Genomic DNA, 19,330 nt, shown 5'->3' on the forward strand with positions numbered 1-19,330 from the left:
ACAACATGTGGACTGAGCTTGATCTGTTCAACGAGCATCCGGAAGGATGCCAGCGTTCAATTATTCTTCTGCAGCTTCGCCCTCTGCCTTGGCCTCCGGCTGCGCTTCATCGGCAGAAGCTGTTGGCTCCTCTTCAGCAGCTTGCGGCGGCATCACCGAAGCCACAATAGAATCGGGTGACGTAACCAGAGTCAGACCCTTATCGAGCTTGATCTCACCTGCGGTAAGACGGTCACCAATCTCCAGACCGCTGACGTCAACTTCAATGGAGGTTGGCAGGTCAGCTGGCAAACCTTCCACTTCCAGCTGCGTTTCCTGTGTCTGGAATACACCGCCTGCTTTGGAGCCGGCAGCAGTTCCCTGAAAATCAATCGATACACTTACACTGATCGGTTTGTTTTTGGAAATCTGCAAAAAGTCTACGTGCAGCAGACGACCGTTGCGCTCCTGCTGATCCTTGATCAGCACAGGAATCGTTTTGCCGCCCTCAACATTCAGGTTAAACATCTCGGAGCGGCCTGTGCGTGCTACTTTAAGCACTTCTTTCTCGTCCACATGTATGGCGGCGCCTTCTTGTCCCGGTCCGTATACAACGGCAGGAACTCGTCCACCTTGTCTTAACAGGCGCAGTGCTGCACCTTTCTTTTCTGTTCTTGGAGTTGCTGTAAGTTGAGCCATTTTTCCGTTGGATTTCATGATTGAACATCCTCCTTCAAGGGTTCCCTACTTTAATTTTGTTGGCAAGCTCTGCATCTTCTCTATTAGACCGGAATGGCCTTTTTTCGAAGGCCGTATGTTGGGCCATATCTATATTTACCCCAATGACCTCGCATCTAAAACATTAAACCGAAGATTTTTACCCTTTTTTTGTTATTTTACTCTTTTTTATGCACAAAAAAACAGCCGGAATTGCTTCCAGCTGTCAGATCACTCAAGCGCTATTCAGGTCATCATTGTCACGAGACTCGCGGATAATGTGCATCTCATCTGATCCGCTATGAACGTTAATCTGCACATCACCATCCTCAGGCGCGATATCCACATAGCGGTCTCCACACGTATCCTTGGCCTCCCATTCATTCAGGCGAATGATAAAGCCCAAATGATGCAAACCTGGAGCTACACGGAATCGCGCCTCAGCCCCACTGCCTGCCCGTTCCAAACGAAACGCACCATCCTGCATGCCTGTGCCCCATACCCAGACATCCCAGCCATCGTAACAGCGATCCTCTCGCTCATATCGGATGGTGATCACTCGCGACAGATGTCTGTGAACCGTTACATTATATACAGCCCGGACATTCCCGGCTTCTGCGATAATATGTGACGTGCCTGCCGTCACCCCTCTAACAAGGCCAGCATGGCTCACAGCCGCTATATCCGAATGTGAAGAACTCCAGCGGATATGTGCATCTGTCAGGGGCTGCCCGTATTGATCCAGCACCAGTGCCCGAAAACGACTGATTCGGGTCGTGTATAGTACCGATTCACCTACAATCTCGATTCGATCTGCAAACCGGGCCTCGACCTGCACCGTGCAGGACGCTGTGATCGGGCCGCAAACGGCCGTGATTGTTGCGGTGCCACGGGTCTTCGTATGCATCGTACCGTCGTTATCCATATGCACAATGTCCGGGTCGGACGAACTCCACAGCACGTGCATATTTTCCAATACATTTCCCGTACTGTCTCTCACAACGGCTCGCAGCTGCGTTATCTCCTGTGGTGCAAATACCCGCCGCGGAATGCCAATCTCCAGCCCAGCAGGTTCTGCCCCGATTGCATGCTCCTGATCATACAGGACCATAAGCGACCATCGTTCCACCTGAACCTCTCCTGTGACTGTCTCCAGTACGTCCGTGCCAGCCGTATGGTGGTTCACAACCACCTTCCATTCTCCCTCATGCAGGTGAATCGTCTGAGCCTCATCACAGCCGTTATAAATGATTATAATTTGATGCCACGAATCCCCGTTAGCCCCCTGCTCAAGCATATAGGCCACCACGTTTCCATCTGTACGAATAACGCGAAGATGCCTGCGCACCTGCTCTGCCTCCGTCATGCGAAATGCCGGATGTGTGCGCCGCAGATGAATTAACCCTCGATAATAGTCAAAGACAGGTCTGAAGCGCTCTTTATTCGCCCATGTTATCCTGTTCACTGCATCGCCGCTGCGATAGCTGTTATGGTCTCCGGCCTTGGATCTTAATATTTCATCTCCGGCATGCAGAAACGGTATCCCCTGTGACGTAAGCAGGATGCCGGAAGCAAGCAGCGAACGGCGAACCATCTCATTCTCCATCAGATGAGCTTCGTGCACATACCGATAAGCATCGGCTGCTTTCACCGCAGATTCTGCGCTGCCGCCGCCTATGGGCTGACCGTCTTTCCATACGGGAAAACCCAGATCATGACGCAAATCAAGGCAGGTTGCAATTTTATCCCATAGATTCAGGTTGTCATGAGCAGTTACATAATTAACGGTTTCAGCAGGAGAAGAGGCAAAATCGTCCAGCGCCCCCGCAGCACCCTGCATAATGGCATGCTCCTGACCCTCGGCTCCTGTAATGAATCCCCTGTCGCTGCCGTCACTGTCCCCCTTGATTGCACTGCGAAAATGATCGTTGAATACAGCAAAGCCCTGGCCTCGCTGCGTTCCTTTGAGGGTTTGGCGTGTCAGTGGAGAAGCACTGCCAGTCCAGGGCTCTCCATAGATCAGAAAAGCAGGATCAATCTGCTCTCTTAATTCACGGGTCAGTTCAATCATCGTATCCTGATCAATTAATGCCATCAGATCAAATCTGAACCCGTCAATATGATATTCCTCGGCCCAGTAACGTAATGAATCCAGAATATATTTTCGTACCATCGGGCGTTCTGTCGCCAGTTCATTGCCCACGCCGGAGCCGTTGCTGAGTGTACCATCCTCATAATGACGATAGAAGTAACCCGGGACAATTCGCTCAAAAGGGCCCTTTTCCACGCTATACGTATGGTTATAAACAACGTCCAGTACGACACGCAGACCCTGCCTGTGCATCGACTGAATCATCGTTTTGAACTCACGGATGCGGACAGCGGGGTCGCGTGGATCGGTCGCATACGAACCTTCAGGCACATTGTAATGCTGCGGGTCATACCCCCAGTTGTAGGGGGCTTTGACATTGATATCAGGATTCGCAGCCGCCAGCTCGTTTACCGTCTGATAATCGGCGACAGGAAGTAAATGAACATGAGTAACACCGAGCTCGGTCAGATGGTCAATCCCGATCCGGTTGCCTGCCTGATCTGTAAGCCCGGTCGCTGTAAAAGCCAGATATTTCCCTTTATACGGAAGTTCTGCATAAGGATCAGAAGAGAAATCACGAACATGCAGTTCATAGATAATGGCATCAACGGGGTGCACAAACGCGGGCTTTACATCCTCATCCCAACCCTCTGGATGTGTATCACTCCAATTAATGATTGCCGTACGCTGTCCATTCGCTGTAACGGCTTTGCTGTACGGGTCTGCAACGATATGCTCTTGCTGATTATCATGAACGATACGGTACATATAAAAGTATCCTGCCCAGTCGCCCGCAAGCGTCGCCTGCCAGATGCCATCTGCATCACGGACCATCTCATATGCCCGCCCCTCATCATTCCCGGTTACAATCCCGAGTTCGTTATACTCACCTTCATTTTCGAAAATCAATATATGGACCAGCTGTGCTGTGGGTGCCCACAGTTTGAACGTACTCGCAGCACAGGTATAAGTTAAGCCAAGGTCGCTGCCTTCATAACGAAAAGAAGTCCATTCCGGCATCATGCCACCGCCTTTATATCCTTTAATTTCGTGTTTTCCCGATGTTACGAAGCGGGAAGCCATTTGTCAACCCGGGGTTGTCTGTACTGAACATATCGGTCAAAGCGACGTATTCGATGAGCGTTCATTGAGCATTCATTGAGCTTTCAATGAGCAATCGCTTTCATCTACAGCATATGTAAACAAGCGCTGTGGTTGACAGCTTCTGTACCTGTACAAACAAAAAAACACTCCCTCAAACCTGCAAGAGAGTGTCTTGACGCATAAGCGTATCATACATGTCTAATACAGTATCCTGTATATATTTTGGAACAGATATTACTCATGTACCGAATGAAATATCATACTGAATATAAAATGGTCATAGATAAACCTTTGACCTCAATCTTTTCACTTTCTCCGTAATGGCCGTTCTGACGATCTTGCACAGCACGAAGCGAATGTGCGTACACTCGTCCATCTTCAACAGCGACGTTCCATACCCCCGAAGGAATGGGAATGGAGCGAGTCCGCATAGCCGCATTATAGATCACTACTATCCGCTGCCATGTATCCTCCACCGCAGCACCTTGCAGCTCATAAGCAAGGAGTCCTTCTTCTTGATGCAAAAGACAAACATACTGCTCAATCGCTTCGCGTGTACGCAGGCGAAATGCCGGATGCTCCCGCCGCAGCTGAATGAGTCCCCGGTAGTAGTCGAACACCGGCTTAAACCGCTGTTTCTGTTCCCAATGGATCGCATTAACCATATCTCCGCTCTGATGGCTGTTCATATCCCCGTATTTACTGCGCAGCAGCTCGTCTCCGGCTGCAATAAGGGGAATACCTTGTGAGGTCAGTACAATGCCGTTCGCAAGCAGACAGCGCCTTACCGTCTCGTTCCCAAGTACATCATGCGGATCGACCTGAAGATAGGGATTGGCCTTCCTCACCGCCTCTTCGACGCTGCTGCAGCCCTTTAGGCTTCCATCCTCGTTATACTGCAGAAAACCCAGCACCTCCTGCAAACCCTGTGTTCGTGCAACCTTATCCCACAGATTGAGATTATCATGTACGGTTACATAATTAATCGTTTCGGATGGCGCTGCCGCAAAATCATGAATAGACCCTTGCACCCCTGTCCATAAATCGGCTGACTTCCCTTCTTCACCTGTCGCAAATCCTTTGCCGTCTCCATCACTATCCCCTTTAATAACGCCTCGGAAATTGTCATTGAATACTGCAAAACCTGCTCCACGCTGCGTTCCCTTCAAGGTCATCTCATCTGCCAGCGGAGATTCCAGCGCTCCCCAAGGTTCCCCGTATAACAGGATGGAAGGCGACACGCGAGTATGAAGCTCAGAGGCAAGCTGTTTCATCGTGGTTATATCCATCAGCCCCATCAGGTCAAAACGAAAACCGTCCACATGATACTGCTCGGCCCAGAATCGAACCGAATCGATAATAAACTTGCGAACCATCGCTCGTTCTGTTGCCACCTCATTCCCGGTGCCTGAACCGTTGCTATAGGTTCCATCTGCATGCTGGCGATAATAATAGCCGGGAACCAGCTTTTCAAACGAGCTGCCTGCTGTATCAAATGTATGGTTATAAACTACGTCCATAATGACCCCGATCCCTTTACGGTGAAGTGCAGCAATCATGGACTTGAATTCACGAATGCGTGTCTCGGGCTCGTCTGCACGTGATGCATACGAGCCCTCCGGCACATTGTAATGCAGTGGATCATATCCCCAGTTATAGTTGGAGGCATCATGCATATGACCATTTACACCTGCTTCATCTACCGTGGCAAAATCAAAAACAGGCATCAGGTGCACATGCGTAATGCCCAGTTCAGCCAGATGGTCAATGCCAAGTGTCTGACCTTCTTCATCACGCAGCCCCGTTTCCGTGAATGCCAGATATTTGCCTTTGTTCACGATGCCTGAGGAGGGATGAATGGAAAAGTCCCGAACGTGCAGCTCGTACAGCACAGCATCGGTGGCATGATGCAACTCCGGGCGCTGGTCCTCATGCCATGCTTCAGGATGGGTCTGCTCCATATCTACGATAACCCCCATCTCCCCATTCATGGTAACTGCTCGTGCATAAGGATCAACGGCTGTAGTTGAGGCTCCATTGGCAAAGGTGGGCCGGAACATATAACGATAACCTCGCCACTCCCCCGCTAGATCAAGAACCCACACCCCCTGCTCATTGGACTGCATCGGCATAACCTGCTGCTTCATTTGATCTGAATGTTCATCAGAGCTTTCGCCTGTTAGTGGCGGATATAGAAGAACCTGCATCTGAACGGCCGCTGGAGACCAAACCTTGAAAACGCACAGATTCTCTCCAAGTGTAACCCCGAGATCTTCTCCTTCATATACAGCAGTGATCTGGACTGAACTCGCTTTTTTGGCGGCTGGCTGTCTCTTCTTGTCGTCAATCATCATCGTTCTCCTCTCGGCGAGTTAAGTGTAATAAGCGTTTATAAAAAAAGGGCTCTTTACCCTTTATACCCGTTCTACGGATAAGCCATAATAGATTAGCTCAAAAAGAAGCAGCCGTGATGTATACTTCCATCACAGCTGCTTTCTCGCAGGTTTGATCCTGTTTTATTTACCATTCAGCTCTTTGTACGATGCCTCCAGTTCAGTAATGAGCTGGTCACCGCCTGCTTTTCTCCAGCTGGCAACTTCCTGTTCCCAGCCAGCATCATCAATTTTACCCATGATGTATTTAGTCTGTGCATCCCAGATCATCTGATCCAGTTCCTGACCACGCTCGGTGTAAATCTCCGAGGACAGGGTCAGTGCAGGGTTAGCGATGGCATACTGCTCATTTTCACGAGCCATCTTGGTTCCTTTCATGCCAATCGGAACATCGACCAGTTCAGGCACATTATATCCTTCTACGCTAAGCAGGTTATCCCGATACGGCTTGACCTCGCGCTGATACGCGTCGAAGTCTTTTAATTCCGTTTTGCCATCCGCTGTTTTGCTGTAATGTACATCAAGCAGCCCACGCAGCTGAAGCGTGCTAAGCTCCTCGTCCATCAGCTGGTCCAGGAATGTGAGCACTTTTTTGAGCTGCTCTTCATCCTGTACAGAGGCTTTAGGAATGACCAGCATGCCGTAGTTTCCTGGCTCACCCGCAATGCGAATGCCTTGCGGTCCCTGGAATGGTGCTACGTCAATAATTCCTTCCGGTGCATTCGGTGTAAGACGCTGCTGAGAGGATTTTCCGTTCTGGGCCACACCGTTCAGCTTCATGGCAACGAGCCCTGAATCCATTTTTTTGTCCGCATCGGAAGGGTCGAGTGCAGGGAAATCACTGTTAATCAGCCCCTCATTAAACAGACGCTTGAACAGCTTCATCGTATCCACATATTCGGTGGTCAGAAATTCCGGGGTCAGTTTGCCAGCATCATCCACACCCCATTTGTTAACTCCGCCAATGCTTACAGCAATCCGGGTCAGCGGTGAGGAGACGCCCTCATTATACTTTTTGAACAGCAGCGCACCGTACGTATCTTCCTTGCCATTGCCATCCGGATCATCCTTGCGAATCGCACGCATCACCTCATACCAGTCATCCAGCGATTTCGGGACATCCAGCTTCAGCTTGTCAAACCAGTCTTTGCGATACACGATCGCCGTCCGGCCGATATCCCGGAAGTTCGGGATGCCGTAGATTTTGCCCTCAATCTTGATATTGTTGAAATGAGCCTCGGACTGGGCAGACAAGTTCTTGTAGTCTTTCAAATAAGGCCCGAGCTCCCAGAACAGCCCTGTCTTCGCTGCATTAAATGTAGTAGGCACATAATTGACACGCATAATCGTTGGCATCTCCCCTGATGCCACCATCACATTCACCTTGTCATCAAACGCCGACTGTGGAATCCACTGCACGTTTACATCCGTGTTGGTATATTCCTCAATCTTTTTCTCAATCGCATTTTCCTTGGCGGGCACATCTCCCACCTGCATCAATGAAATGGAAATAGGCAGCTTGCCTCCTTCTGCAGCCGGAGCCTTTTCTCCCCCGCATCCTGCCAGCAGTCCGGCAGACATCGCACCTACAATAACGAAGCTTCCTATGCGAAGCATAGCATTATTCTTTGAAATTCCTGGACCTTTTGGACTCATGAACCATCTCTCCTTTTGGATAAGCCTATTGTTCAGCGATCTTGCCCTCATCCCCACTCATAGATGCCTTCAACCTCAAAATGTATGCGTTATCATAAATCTCGGAAGAAAAGAACCAGCGTTATGCCAGTTCCATCTCTACCCCTGCCAAAATAAACGGAGCAACCGATTTCGGATCATTGATGCGAATGGATTCGGTCACATAGTATTCGTAAGACCCGTCACGGTAAGGCGTTCCCCCGAGTCCCGCTCCCCCGTTGCACTGTGTCAGGGAAAGCATGCCCTCCTGATCCGTTTGCAGCAGATGCTGCAGCAGACCTTGATACCCTTTTTCCGCAATCGCTTTGAACTTGCCGCTCAAGTAACCTTTGCGCACACCCTTCGCCAGAGCATAAACGAACATCGACGTACCCGACGCCTCCAGATAGTTCCGCTCACGTCCCGGCTGATCGAGCAGATGCGGCCATAACCCTGTCTGCTGATCCTGTACATGTACAAGTGCATTGGCAAGCCGCTCGAAAATGCCGATAATCTGTCCGCGCTGTTCATGATCCACTGGCAAATAGTCCAGCGTATCTACAACGGCCATCACATACCAGCCTACTGCCCGGCTCCAGACATGCGGGGAGCATCCTGTCTCGCCGGAGCTCCAGCGCTGCTCCTTGCTCTCGTCCCAGGCATGGTACAACAAACCGCTGCGTGCATCACGTGTGCGCTCTTCGACCAGCAGCAGCTGCAGGGCAGCCTTGTCAAACCACTTCGCTTCACCATTCACTGCCCCGTATTGGGTCAGATACGGTGTTGCCATGTACAATCCGTCCAGCCACATCTGGAACGGATAAATCTTTTTGTGCCAAAATCCACCCTCACGGGTGCGCGGCTGTCCTTTAAGCTGGGTCATCAGCAGCTCGGAAGCTTTGCGATACTTCTCCTCTCCCGTTTTCTCCAGCAGGAAAAACAGTGATTTCCCCTGATTAATCTGATCCAGATTATATTCCTCAATTGTATAGGAACGAATGGAGCCATCCTCCTGAATATAGAGGTCCATCAGCTCCTTGATGTAATCAAAATATCTCTGCTCACCTGTGGTCGCGTACAGCTCCTCCAGTGCTTTCAGCAGACAGCCGTTCTCATAATGCCAGGTGGAATACAGCTCATGACTGCGATAACTCTCCATAAACTGGTCGGCCATGCGCATAGGTGTATGTTGCAGCGTTTGCTTCATGCTTCATCCTCCGATTCTGCTCTTTATTGAGCCTGCTTTTTATAGTCCTCGGCGTATTCCTCACGGATTTTGTCTCCGCCAGACTTGGCCCAGTTCTCTACTTCCTTTTCCCAGCCGCTTTGATCGATCTTGCCCATAATGTACTTGGTTTGTGCATCGGCAATCATCTGATCCAGGTCTGCTCCGCGATCACCGTATGTTGGTGAATACAGCGTTAATGCAGGGTTCGGCACGGCATGTTCAGCCAGCTCCTTCACCAAGGCTGTTCCCTTCTCTCCAAGCTCCGTATCCTTCAGCTTAGGTACGTTGTAACCCTCTACATAAGGGAAGTTATCACGATAAGGCTTTACTTCACGCTGGAACGCATCGAAGTCACTCATCTCGACTTCATTGTCACTTAACTTGGTGTAATGCTTTCCTTCCACACCCCGCATCAGCAGTGTAGCCATCTCCGGGTCCATCAGTTTGTCAATGAAAGCAAGCAGGCTTTTCAGCTCTTCTTCCGATTTTACCGTTGCTTTCGGGAATGCCAGAATGCCGGAGTTGCCTGTCTGTCCAGCTACACGGTCGCCATTCGGCCCTAGCAGACCCGCAATATCAACAACGCCGTCCGGGTTGTTTTTGGACAAACGCTCCTGCTGGCTTTTACCGTTCTGGGCCACACCAACACGCATGCCCACAACGCCGGAATCGTACTTTTTCTCGGCTTCGGTCGAATCAAAAACGGCAAAGTCCTGGTTGAGCAGCTTCTCTTCATACAGTCGTTTCAGCAAATCCATTACCTGTTTATATTCGGGTGTCATGAATTCAGGTGTGAAGCTGCCATCGCTTTCCACCTTCCACTTGTTCGGAGCACCGAAACTTACACCGAGACGTGTCGTGAAGGAGTATTGATCCTCGTTATACTTTTTAAAAAGCATTAATCCAAAGGTATTGTCCTTACCGTCTCCATCCGGGTCAGAGGTCGCCAACGTTTTGATCGTGTTGTACCACTCATCCGGTGTCGTTGGCACTTTCAGATTAAGCTTGTCGAACCAGTCTTTGCGGTATATAACCGTTGCCCGTGCAATATCAGAAAATACCGGTACACCGTAGATCTTGCCGTCAACCTTGATGTTGTCAAAGAAACGCCCATTCTGGGCAGAAAGGTTTTTGTAATCGTTCAGCAATGGCCCCACTTCCCAGAACACATCATTGCGCATTGCACTGGTCACCGTGGGGTTATACTGCACCTTGACGATTTTGGGCATATCGCTGGAGGCAATCATGACATTGATTTTGTCATTGTATGCAGAAGCGGGAATCCACTGGATATCCAGCTTGGTATTGGTGTACTCTTCAATCTTTTTCTGTACCTCGTTGCCCTTGCCTGGCACATCACCCACCTGTGCAATAGCGATGGATATGTTCTGTACGCCACCCTCGGCAGCCTGACCCTCATCTGATCCGCATCCTGCCAGCAAACCGCCCACTAACGCCAGTGTGCTCAAGGCAGCTACGGCTTTCTTTTTCACTGCTCTCATTTCATGAAAACCTCCCTTTGGATATACAGTCACACTTTATTGAAATATTTCAATCCAATCTCAATCCGTCTCACTTCATTGACCCGATCTCACTTCATTAGTACATTCTCAATCCAGCACCATTAACCTTTGACCGAACCAAGCATCACTCCTTTGGCAAAATGCTTTTGCAGGAATGGATACACCAGCATAATCGGAATCGTAGAGAACACGATAACGGCCATACGAATTGTCAGCGGCTGAATTTCGGTTTCTTCAATGCTCGTATCACCGATCCGGCTTTGTGCCAGTATGACGATCTCACGCAGCCAGACCTGAACAGGCCACTTCTCACTATCGTTAATATAGATAACGGCACTGAAAAAGCTGTTCCAGTGTGCCACGGCGTAAAAGAGGGAGAAGGTAGCCATCGCTGGCATCGACAGCGGCAGCACAATGCGGAACAATACGCCAACATCGTTACAGCCATCAATCTTCGCTGCATCTTCCAGCTCATCCGGGATGGCCTGGAAGAAGTTTTTGAGCACGATCAGGTTGAACGCACTGATCGCCGTTGGCAGCATCAGGGACCATAGCGTATCGGTCAGATGCAGAGACTTAACGACAAAGTACGTTGGAATCATACCGCCGCTGAACAGCATCGTGAACAGCACACCCAGCAGAATCGGCTGGCGTCCGCGCAAATATTTTCTGGAGAGCGGATAAGCCATAAGCGACGTAAACAGCAGGTTAATCAGCGTGCCGACCACGGTAATGTATACCGACACGCCCAGGCTGCGAATCAAGGTGTCCGTCGAGAAAATGTAACGGTATGCCGCCAAAGAGAATTCTTTTGGGAAAAGGATAAATCCTCCCTTGGCTACTTCATGCGGGCTGGTAAAGGACACAGCCAAAATATAAATGAACGGGATTACGGTCACAATGCCGATGAGCAGCAGCAACCCATGATTCACAAAATCAAAGATCCGGTTGCCCCATGTTTTATCCTGTTGCATCTGAATGTTCACTCCTGTCTGATGAAAAACGTCTGCTGTAATGCATCAATAGACGCCTTCCTCCCCGAATTTTTTGGCCAGCGTATTCGCACCAAGCACCAGCGCCAGTCCGACAATCGACTTGAACAATCCGACGGCAGCACTGTAGCTGTACTGTGCCTGAGTAAGACCTTTGGTGTACACGTAAGTATCAAATACCTCGCCCACATCACGATTGGTCGGTGTCAGCATCAGGAAGATCTGTTCAAAGCCTGTGTCCAGGAAGTTGCCCAGACGGAGAATTAGCAAAATAATGATGGTACTGCGAATCGCAGGCAGCGTAATATGCCAGGTCTGACGCCAGCGGTTAGCACCGTCGATCCGTGCAGCTTCGTAGAGCTGTGTATCTACACCAGAGAGTGCGGCCAGGAAGATGATCGTGCCCCAGCCTACCTCTTTCCAGATGGATTGACCTACAATCATGGACCGGAACCATCCCGGCTCAAGCAGGAAAGCTATTTTTTGCCCCGTCAGATTATAAAGCAGTTCATTAATGGCGCCGCCTTCAGTCGTGAAGAGCATGTAGAACACACCAACAACAACGACCCAGGAAACAAAGTGTGGAACGTAAACCAGCGTCTGTACAAATCGTTTGAACCGCTCCCGCCGAACCTCATTCATCATCAGTGCAAGTACGATTGGCAGTGGAAAAAAGAAAACCAGATTATAGATAGCAAGCAAAAACGTATTTCGGAACAACGTCCAGAACTGCGGTTCACCGAAGAAACGCTGGAAGTGTTTGAAGCCTACCCAATCACTCCCCAGGATACCTTTGTACGGTGTGTAATCCTGAAAAGCCATCGTAATGCCATACATCGGTATGTATTTGAAAATAACAAAGTAAAGCACTCCCGGAATGAGCATGATATACAGCCACCGGTTTTTGATGATGTCCCTCCACAGCAGATTTTTGTCACTGCGGGTAGCGGGCCGTGTCCGAGCCGCCGTTTCGGCTTTCATAGTGTCTTCCTCCCCACGTTGGAAACGATTACAAAAGATCACTTCCTGAATTCATGTCTCCATTGTGGCTGATAATCGAATCACTGGCTATCGTCTCGTTTTAGCCTCTTGTTTATGCTTATGTATCAAGGGTTAGAGCGTTTTGGGGCCAGCTGGATGCACACCAAATGAACTGCTTTCAACCTGCATATTCCTCGTTTAACTCTGGTGTATAAGCATGAAGCAGCCTTAGATAAATCCAGCTTATGTGCAAAAAAGCCTGTCTGCCATGGCGGGCAGAGCAGGCCTTGTTTTTACCGCTGCTGCTCCCGGTACTTGCCGGGAGTTGTTCCTGTTATTTTGCGAAAGGTACGGATGAATGCCGTTGGATTGGTATAATTCAATTTTTCTGCGATTTCTGCGATTTTCAGATCCGTCGTCTGCAGCCATGTTTTGGCTTTTTCCATACGGTACTCGGCAAGATATTCGGTAAAATTCACCCCTGCTTCCTTCTTGAAAACCCGGCTCAGGTAGACGGGATGGAAGTTCAGTTCTTCCGCACAAGCCTCCAGCGACAAATCCCGATCATACCGCTCCTCGATCAATCGAATCATCCGGCGAGCGATATTCATGTACTGAGACTCCTCCTGCTCCCTCCAGAAACGAATGACAGGCTGAAAGAGTCGCTTGCGGAACCAGTTTGTCATCTCATCCAGGGTGGACAGCTTGAGCAGGTAAGCCATGGAAGCCTTCTCCCCCAGCACTTCGGCAACATCTCCCCCCTGCTCCTGCACCAGCTGATATACCCGGGACAGCAGCTGAACCATAATGACGGGATATTCACTGAAATGAAGCTTTTTATCTGCCAGCAGACCTAAATATTGCGTGAAATACATATCTGTTTTCTCCTCGTCCCCCTGCTTGAGCGCTGAAGCCAACTGATCTTCAATCATTCGCAGCTGGGTATAGAGCGCAGCCTCCATCTGACCTCTCGGTTGAATGTCCTCATAGTGCAAAATAATCCGGCTTCCGAGGCTGACTCTGCCCTGCAAAGCCTCTCTGCTCTCCTGATACGCTCTCGGCGTAGCTCCAATGCTGGAATACGCTCGACTGATGCCTATACTTACGGGCAGGTTCAGATAGGTCACAACCCGCTCACGTATCCAATCGGCCTGTTTATGCATCCACTCCTTCAGTTGCACCTCATCATTCAATGATGACGCAAGCACGGTGACCTGTGCATCATCCAGCATGACCGGTGTGAAGCGAATTTTAGAAGGCAGCAGCTCACCGACTATATTATTCACCGCAAACAGCAGCAGGTCTCGGTCCTTCTCCTCATACCTCGTACCTTCCAGAGTATCAATCTGCAGCATGAGCACACCCAGATGTGACCAGCCGGTTGGAAAATCGTATAATTCCCCCTGATATCTGAAATCCTCTTCCGATATTTTGCCTGTCAGCAGCTTGGTCATAAAGAACTCCTGCAGATGCACATGCTGCCCCTTCATCTGCTCGCGCATCGTTTGCTCCGAGCTGAACAGGGTAGACAGGCGTTCCTCGATGTAAATAAACTCATCCTGACGCCGCCCTGCTGGAGGGAGAGGTGAATCCAGGCCCTTGGTAAATTGCAGCAGTCTGGAGATGGGTGAGTACATACGCCGGCTGCCATATATCGCTACAAGCCCTGTCACACATAACATGATTAACGTAGCCACACCGGTGACTACGGCAATTTTCTGCGATTGGGCCGTAATCTGCCCCAGAGAGACCACAGATACATATAACCAGCCATTAAATGGTGACTGCCTATAACTGACTGCTACAGGTTTGTCTTCTACTTCTGCACTGAAGAAACCTTGCGATTCACCTGACATCTGAACCTTCTCTTGTATGTTTTTGTTCAGTTGATCGTACTTGCTGCCATAATTGGTATCGTTCAAAAAATATTGCTGGTCCTGGTCCAGCACGTACAGATCACCGGAATTCGGATTCCGGCTCAGAAAGCTGCTGAGCTCTGCATCCGCAATATCAATGACAAGAAACCCCTTCGGTTTGACATTGGTCGGCACCATCGGAATTTTAAAAACCATGCTCACAACGTTATCGGAAGATATCAAGGTTGGAGGTTGGGCCTGTTCCGTCAAAGCCTCGCCCATGCCTGCCGATACGGGCACGCTCTCTTTGGCTGAGCTTTTATTTTGAGTCACCCAGAACAAACTGTTGGTATATGTAAGATAAGTGCCAATCCGATCTCGAATGCTGAAGTCACTCAGTTTGCCAAATGAACGCATCGATACAACCCAGTCTTCGTCCAGATTCACAAGATATGCCTGATCAATACTTGTCACCGCCTGCAGGTTGTTAAACCCCGAGGTCAGATCACGAATCTCCTGAAATTCGCTGCTATCCAGCGGTTGCTTCATCGCCCGCAGCACCAGTGGTGAATTGACGTACTGTATCGAGGATAACTGTAAACTTCGTAATACTTGCTCCACCCTCATCTGGGTCTGATGCAGTATTTGAAGATTGCTCTCTCGCACCTTCTGTTCGATATCCCGCGAAGCAATCGTATAGGAGACGGAACCAATTACGATGACTGGCAAGGCCCCAAGAATCATGGTAAAGCAGAGCAGACGCAATAGATATTTAGGCAAGAAGAGCATCTCCCTTTTAATAAAATCGCTTTCATTGGATTAAATTACTATTGTTATTTTAAAACCCAAACATAATCAAGTCCACATCTTTATTACGATTGATTGACTTTGAAGTGATTTCCAGTTTATATTACATGTATATTCCTCAGGTTGAAGGAGAGATTTTGATGTCGGTGAGCGTTCTTAACTAATCAAGTTTCATATTCAGGAGTTTGGCCTTTCATGACGCTTGTGCCTTATGGCATACGTGTATTTCATGATGCGCCAGAGCCCTGTACTTAGTTAAGAACAGCGGAAATCAAACATCGCCTCCGGGATTGCCAATGTCCGGGTCTATTTCCGCGCTGTGTTCAGCGCGGATTTTTTCATTATAGGCCCATAGTGGACTCTGCTTTCCCATACATTCCGGGCGGAGAATGACGTTTGTTCATTCTCCGCCCTTTTTGTGTTTTCCATGAGGGATATTGGCAACACAACACCCCCAAAACGATTTTAAGGAGAGATTTAGACATGAATCCTGATCAAAACCAGAATCATAATCAGAACCAGAGCCTTGCAACAAATATCAAAAATTCAAACGAACAAACCCTGACCAGTCTGGGCTTCCAGCATGTTCAAAAACATGTTGCAGACTGTGCCCTCTCGTACCTGGGCAAACGTTATGCCAGAGAAATGCAGCCGATGACCGATGCCCGCCAGATCCAGATACGACTAAACGAAACCGCAGAAGCCGCCGCTCTCGTCCGTCTCGGAGCAAGTGTACCCATTCCTTCGCTCGACGGTATGGAGACGATTATGGACCTGCTTGGAACAGGTTACCTGTTCAGTGAACGTGATTTTAGTCATCTGGTGCAATTTCTCCGCAGCAGCGCACAACTCATGAAATACATGGAAAGCAAATCCGGCATTGCTCCCCATGTTAGCGGTTATGCGGCTTCCATGATGCTAATGGAACCACTGCTCAGTGAGATCGAACGCTGCATCCATCATGGAAACATTCAGGATCAGGCGAGCAAAGACCTGGCTCGTATTCGAAAAAAGATGAGCGTGACGGAAGAGCGCATGAAACGAAAGCTGGATTCCCTCGTTAACCAACACCGTTCGATCATGCAGGAGCAGGTCGTAAGCCAGCGTAATGGAAGAAATGTATTACCGATCAAAAAAGAATTCCGCAAGCATGTCAAAGGCGCTGTGCTCGACGAATCGGGCAGCGGGCAAACCGTATATATTGAACCTGCCGAGCTGACAGGTCTGCAGATGGAGCTTACCTTATTGCAGGCCGAGGAATCCAGAGAGGAAATGAAAATTCTTGGTGACCTGACCTCCCTCACCGAATCGTACAGCCGTGAAATTACACTGAATACTGAAACGATAGGCGTTCTGGATTTTCTGTTTGCCAAAGCCAAATATGCAGCGGCTATAGACGGACGGCCTGTACAAGTGAATACCTGCGGTAAGGTACAGTTGCATCGAGCGAGACATCCCCTGATGGGGCCGTCCATGATCCCGCTTGATTTTTCCATCGGATATACGTACACCTCTCTCATCATTACAGGTCCGAACACTGGCGGCAAAACCGTTGCACTCAAAACATTGGGGCTGCTGACGCTGATGGTGCAATCCGGACTGCTTGTTCCCGTAGATGAAGGTGGCGAGATGGCAGTATATGATCAGATTGCCGTCGATATCGGTGATGGTCAGAGTATGGAGCAAGCGCTGAGCACATTCTCGGCGCATATTCGGAAAATGATTGCGATTCTGGAGCAGGCCAATCCTTCAACTCTTGTGCTTATTGACGAGATGGCGTCAGGTACTGATCCCGGAGAAGGGGTCGGACTCTCTATAGCCATGCTGGAGGAACTGCACAGTCGCGGAGCAACCGTTGTGGCTACAACACATTTCGGGGAAATTAAACATTTTGCCGCAGCCACACCCAGTTTTGAAAATGCACGTATGGAGTTCGATACGGTCACGCTCCAGCCTCTGTATCGCCTTCGGATCGGGGAAGCCGGCGAGAGCTACGCTTATTCCATCGCCCTGAAGCTGGGCATGCCTGAGCATATTATCCATCGCTCCAAATGTGTAGCGGGTAAAGCTGCTTTGACAGAAAGTGCTGTACACGTTGCTCCAAAGGAACCGCAGCTGCAATCGGATGGCGAAGCGCACACTCCAGCAACCGCTTCTAATAAACGAGCTGATTCTGCCGAACATAATGTCCCTGTGGAGGAGGATATGAGTCCTGCCGAGGCTGTCGTTCCTAAAGAGCATACAACTCTCAAAATGCATGCGGCTATTCAAGAACACCATGTTCCTAAAGCCTATAATGCGCATACTACTGTCCCAAATGACACTACGGCATCTGCTGCGCAACATTCTTCACCAGCTGATACTGCGCCAAAGAACAATGACACTTCCGGCTCTAATGTCTCGCCAGCTCGTGCTTTTCGTAAAGGGGATCGTGTCTATGCGGCCTATTTGGACCAGGCGGGTATTGTAAGTGAAGAAGAGGACAATCGAGGTCAGATTGGGGTCATGATCCGGGGACGCAAGCTGAAAATTCATAAGAAACGCCTGCGGCTGCACATCTCTGCGGATGAGCTGTACCCGGGTAACTACGATCTGGACATTGTGCTGGAGACGAAAGAAAACCGTAAAAAACGCAAGCTGATGGGGCGCAAGCATATTGAAGGGCTGCAAATTGAATTGCCACCAGAGGAATGAGGAAGGGGATGAGCCCCTTCACGTTCATTTCCCGTTAACTTGTACCGCAATCAAGCCAATGATCTATGGAAATACGGTGTATGAGCGCTTGTATTTGTTATACTGGAATGAACAAGAATACCGCTGGTGGCGGGAATAGATGAATGCAAAGATAGATTAATGTCCAGATATCAGATGCAGGTAAGATAGATGTATGATGAACAATGAATGGTAGCTTTATGGCTGTATCGATGTATGGTTGGGATGAATTCGTAATGTATGGATGAATGGCTAGTAGGAATGCATTGGTAGATGGATGGTTAGATGCGTCGGTAGATGGATGGCTAGATGGATGAGATATGTATGAAAGTAGGAATGTTTGGGTAAATGTGTTCATCAGTGAATGGTGGAAGTATAGATGAGCAATACAGCAACGGGTTGGGTATGTAGAACAAGGAGGAACAATATGAAGGATACACAGGACAGTAATCACAGCAATCAAAGTAAAACAAATGCGGTCAACGAGCTTGCATGTCCACTTTGCGGAGAAAGCAACGGTTGTTCCTACGCTGCAGGCAAGCCACATTCAGAGTGCTGGTGCAATGAAGCCTCTTTCCCTGAAGGTGTGTTTGAGCGCATTCCGGCTGAGCAACGCCGCAAATCCTGCATTTGTCAGCGATGTCTGGATAGCCACGTACGTGAACAGGTATAGCTGTAGCGCAAACTAGCGAGTAAATTAGATCGGCTGAGGTCGCAAAGGTCGCTGGTAACATAATTAAATGTAACTTGCGGAACGACGCTGAGCCGCAATGCTCCAACTTCATCGTCCAGGCACATTACTGTCCAAGGCTAACGATTCGTGTACAGGTATAACTGTGGCGCAAACTCGCGAGTAAATTAGATCGGCTGAGGTCGCAAAGGTCGCTGGTAACATAATTAAATGTAACTTGCGGAACGACGCTGAGCCGCAATGCTCCAACTTCATCGTCCAGGCACATTACTGTCCAAGGCTAACGATTCGTGTACAGGTATAACTGTGGCGCAAACTCGCGAGTAAATTAGATCGGCTGAGGTCGCAAAGGTCGCTGGTAACATAATTAAATGTAACTTGTGGAACGACGCTGAGCTGCAACTCTCTAACATCTTCGTCCAGTCACATTACTGTCCAAGGCTAACGATTCGTGGAGACGTTATTTCGTTGATTTCAGGCCATTCTCAAACCTAACGATTCTGATGTTGCTAGAATAAAAAGTGGACACCCGTTAACGGACGGAAGGATAATAAGAGGAACGGAGGTGTGTCCACATGGGA

At 49.2% G+C, this 19,330-nt stretch carries 11 protein-coding genes; 2 read left to right on the top strand and 9 right to left on the bottom strand.

Annotated features, from left to right (window positions below):
* Positions 1-60: 60 nt before the first annotated feature.
* From ACQSGY_RS20910 to ACQSGY_RS20950, 9 genes are all read right to left on the bottom strand, one after another.
* On the bottom strand, positions 61-696 hold the full coding sequence (locus ACQSGY_RS20910; RefSeq protein WP_289370289.1) for a 50S ribosomal protein L25: 636 nt from the start codon (positions 694-696) through the stop codon (positions 61-63).
* A 235-nt stretch (positions 697-931) separates the two neighbouring features.
* Positions 932-3,808 carry a type I pullulanase gene (gene pulA, locus ACQSGY_RS20915; protein ID WP_427180465.1) on the bottom strand — a complete coding sequence of 959 codons (2,877 nt, stop codon included), beginning with the start codon at positions 3,806-3,808 and terminating at the stop codon, positions 932-934.
* 341 nt (positions 3,809-4,149) lie between these two features.
* The gene (gene pulA / locus ACQSGY_RS20920; protein WP_427180435.1) at positions 4,150-6,246 is read right to left on the bottom strand and encodes a type I pullulanase; all 2,097 of its coding nucleotides are present in this window, start codon (positions 6,244-6,246) and stop codon (positions 4,150-4,152) included.
* Positions 6,247-6,408: 162 nt separating this feature from the next.
* A complete protein-coding gene (locus ACQSGY_RS20925; RefSeq protein ID WP_427180437.1) occupies positions 6,409-7,941 on the bottom strand; it encodes an extracellular solute-binding protein in 1,533 nt (510 codons plus the stop codon).
* Between the two features lie 121 nt (positions 7,942-8,062).
* The gene (locus tag ACQSGY_RS20930) at positions 8,063-9,166 is read right to left on the bottom strand and encodes a glycoside hydrolase family 88/105 protein (protein WP_427180438.1); all 1,104 of its coding nucleotides are present in this window, start codon (positions 9,164-9,166) and stop codon (positions 8,063-8,065) included.
* 23 nt (positions 9,167-9,189) lie between these two features.
* Entirely contained in the window at positions 9,190-10,689 is a 1,500-nt protein-coding gene (locus ACQSGY_RS20935) for an extracellular solute-binding protein (protein ID WP_111270101.1), read from the bottom strand.
* A 122-nt stretch (positions 10,690-10,811) separates the two neighbouring features.
* A complete protein-coding gene (locus tag ACQSGY_RS20940; RefSeq protein ID WP_111270102.1) occupies positions 10,812-11,684 on the bottom strand; it encodes a carbohydrate ABC transporter permease in 873 nt (290 codons plus the stop codon).
* A gap of 45 nt (positions 11,685-11,729) precedes the next feature.
* Positions 11,730-12,683, bottom strand: a complete 954-nt coding sequence (locus tag ACQSGY_RS20945) for an ABC transporter permease (RefSeq protein ID WP_188591572.1) — start codon at positions 12,681-12,683, stop codon at positions 11,730-11,732.
* A gap of 293 nt (positions 12,684-12,976) precedes the next feature.
* Positions 12,977-15,319, bottom strand: coding sequence for a helix-turn-helix domain-containing protein (locus ACQSGY_RS20950; protein WP_427180441.1), 2,343 nt, complete (start codon positions 15,317-15,319; stop codon positions 12,977-12,979).
* A 510-nt stretch (positions 15,320-15,829) separates the two neighbouring features.
* Here ACQSGY_RS20950 and ACQSGY_RS20955 point away from each other — a divergent pair.
* Both ACQSGY_RS20955 and ACQSGY_RS20960 read left to right on the top strand, forming a co-directional pair.
* Entirely contained in the window at positions 15,830-18,040 is a 2,211-nt protein-coding gene (locus tag ACQSGY_RS20955; RefSeq protein ID WP_427180442.1) for an endonuclease MutS2, read from the top strand.
* Between the two features lie 445 nt (positions 18,041-18,485).
* On the top strand, positions 18,486-18,731 hold the full coding sequence (locus ACQSGY_RS20960; RefSeq protein ID WP_427180444.1) for a cysteine-rich CWC family protein: 246 nt from the start codon (positions 18,486-18,488) through the stop codon (positions 18,729-18,731).
* Positions 18,732-19,330: the final 599 nt, after the last annotated feature.

This window comes from Paenibacillus sp. TC-CSREp1, assembly GCF_050171015.1.
Taxonomy (GTDB): Bacteria; Bacillota; Bacilli; order Paenibacillales; family Paenibacillaceae; genus Paenibacillus; species Paenibacillus silvae.

Bases quoted from the DNA above. Each gene is read 5' to 3' on its own strand.
- ACQSGY_RS20910 (WP_289370289.1), bottom strand. From the start codon at position 696: ATGAAATCCAACGGAAAAATGGCTCAACTTACAGCAACTCCAAGAACA.
- pulA (WP_427180465.1), bottom strand. From the start codon at position 3,808: ATGCCGGAATGGACTTCTTTTCGTTATGAAGGCAGCGACCTTGGCTTA.
- pulA (WP_427180435.1), bottom strand. From the start codon at position 6,246: ATGATGATTGACGACAAGAAGAGACAGCCAGCCGCCAAAAAAGCGAGT.
- ACQSGY_RS20925 (WP_427180437.1), bottom strand. From the start codon at position 7,941: ATGAGTCCAAAAGGTCCAGGAATTTCAAAGAATAATGCTATGCTTCGC.
- ACQSGY_RS20930 (WP_427180438.1), bottom strand. From the start codon at position 9,166: ATGAAGCAAACGCTGCAACATACACCTATGCGCATGGCCGACCAGTTT.
- ACQSGY_RS20935 (WP_111270101.1), bottom strand. From the start codon at position 10,689: ATGAGAGCAGTGAAAAAGAAAGCCGTAGCTGCCTTGAGCACACTGGCG.
- ACQSGY_RS20940 (WP_111270102.1), bottom strand. From the start codon at position 11,684: ATGCAACAGGATAAAACATGGGGCAACCGGATCTTTGATTTTGTGAAT.
- ACQSGY_RS20945 (WP_188591572.1), bottom strand. From the start codon at position 12,683: ATGAAAGCCGAAACGGCGGCTCGGACACGGCCCGCTACCCGCAGTGAC.
- ACQSGY_RS20955 (WP_427180442.1), top strand. From the start codon at position 15,830: ATGAATCCTGATCAAAACCAGAATCATAATCAGAACCAGAGCCTTGCA.
- ACQSGY_RS20960 (WP_427180444.1), top strand. From the start codon at position 18,486: ATGAAGGATACACAGGACAGTAATCACAGCAATCAAAGTAAAACAAAT.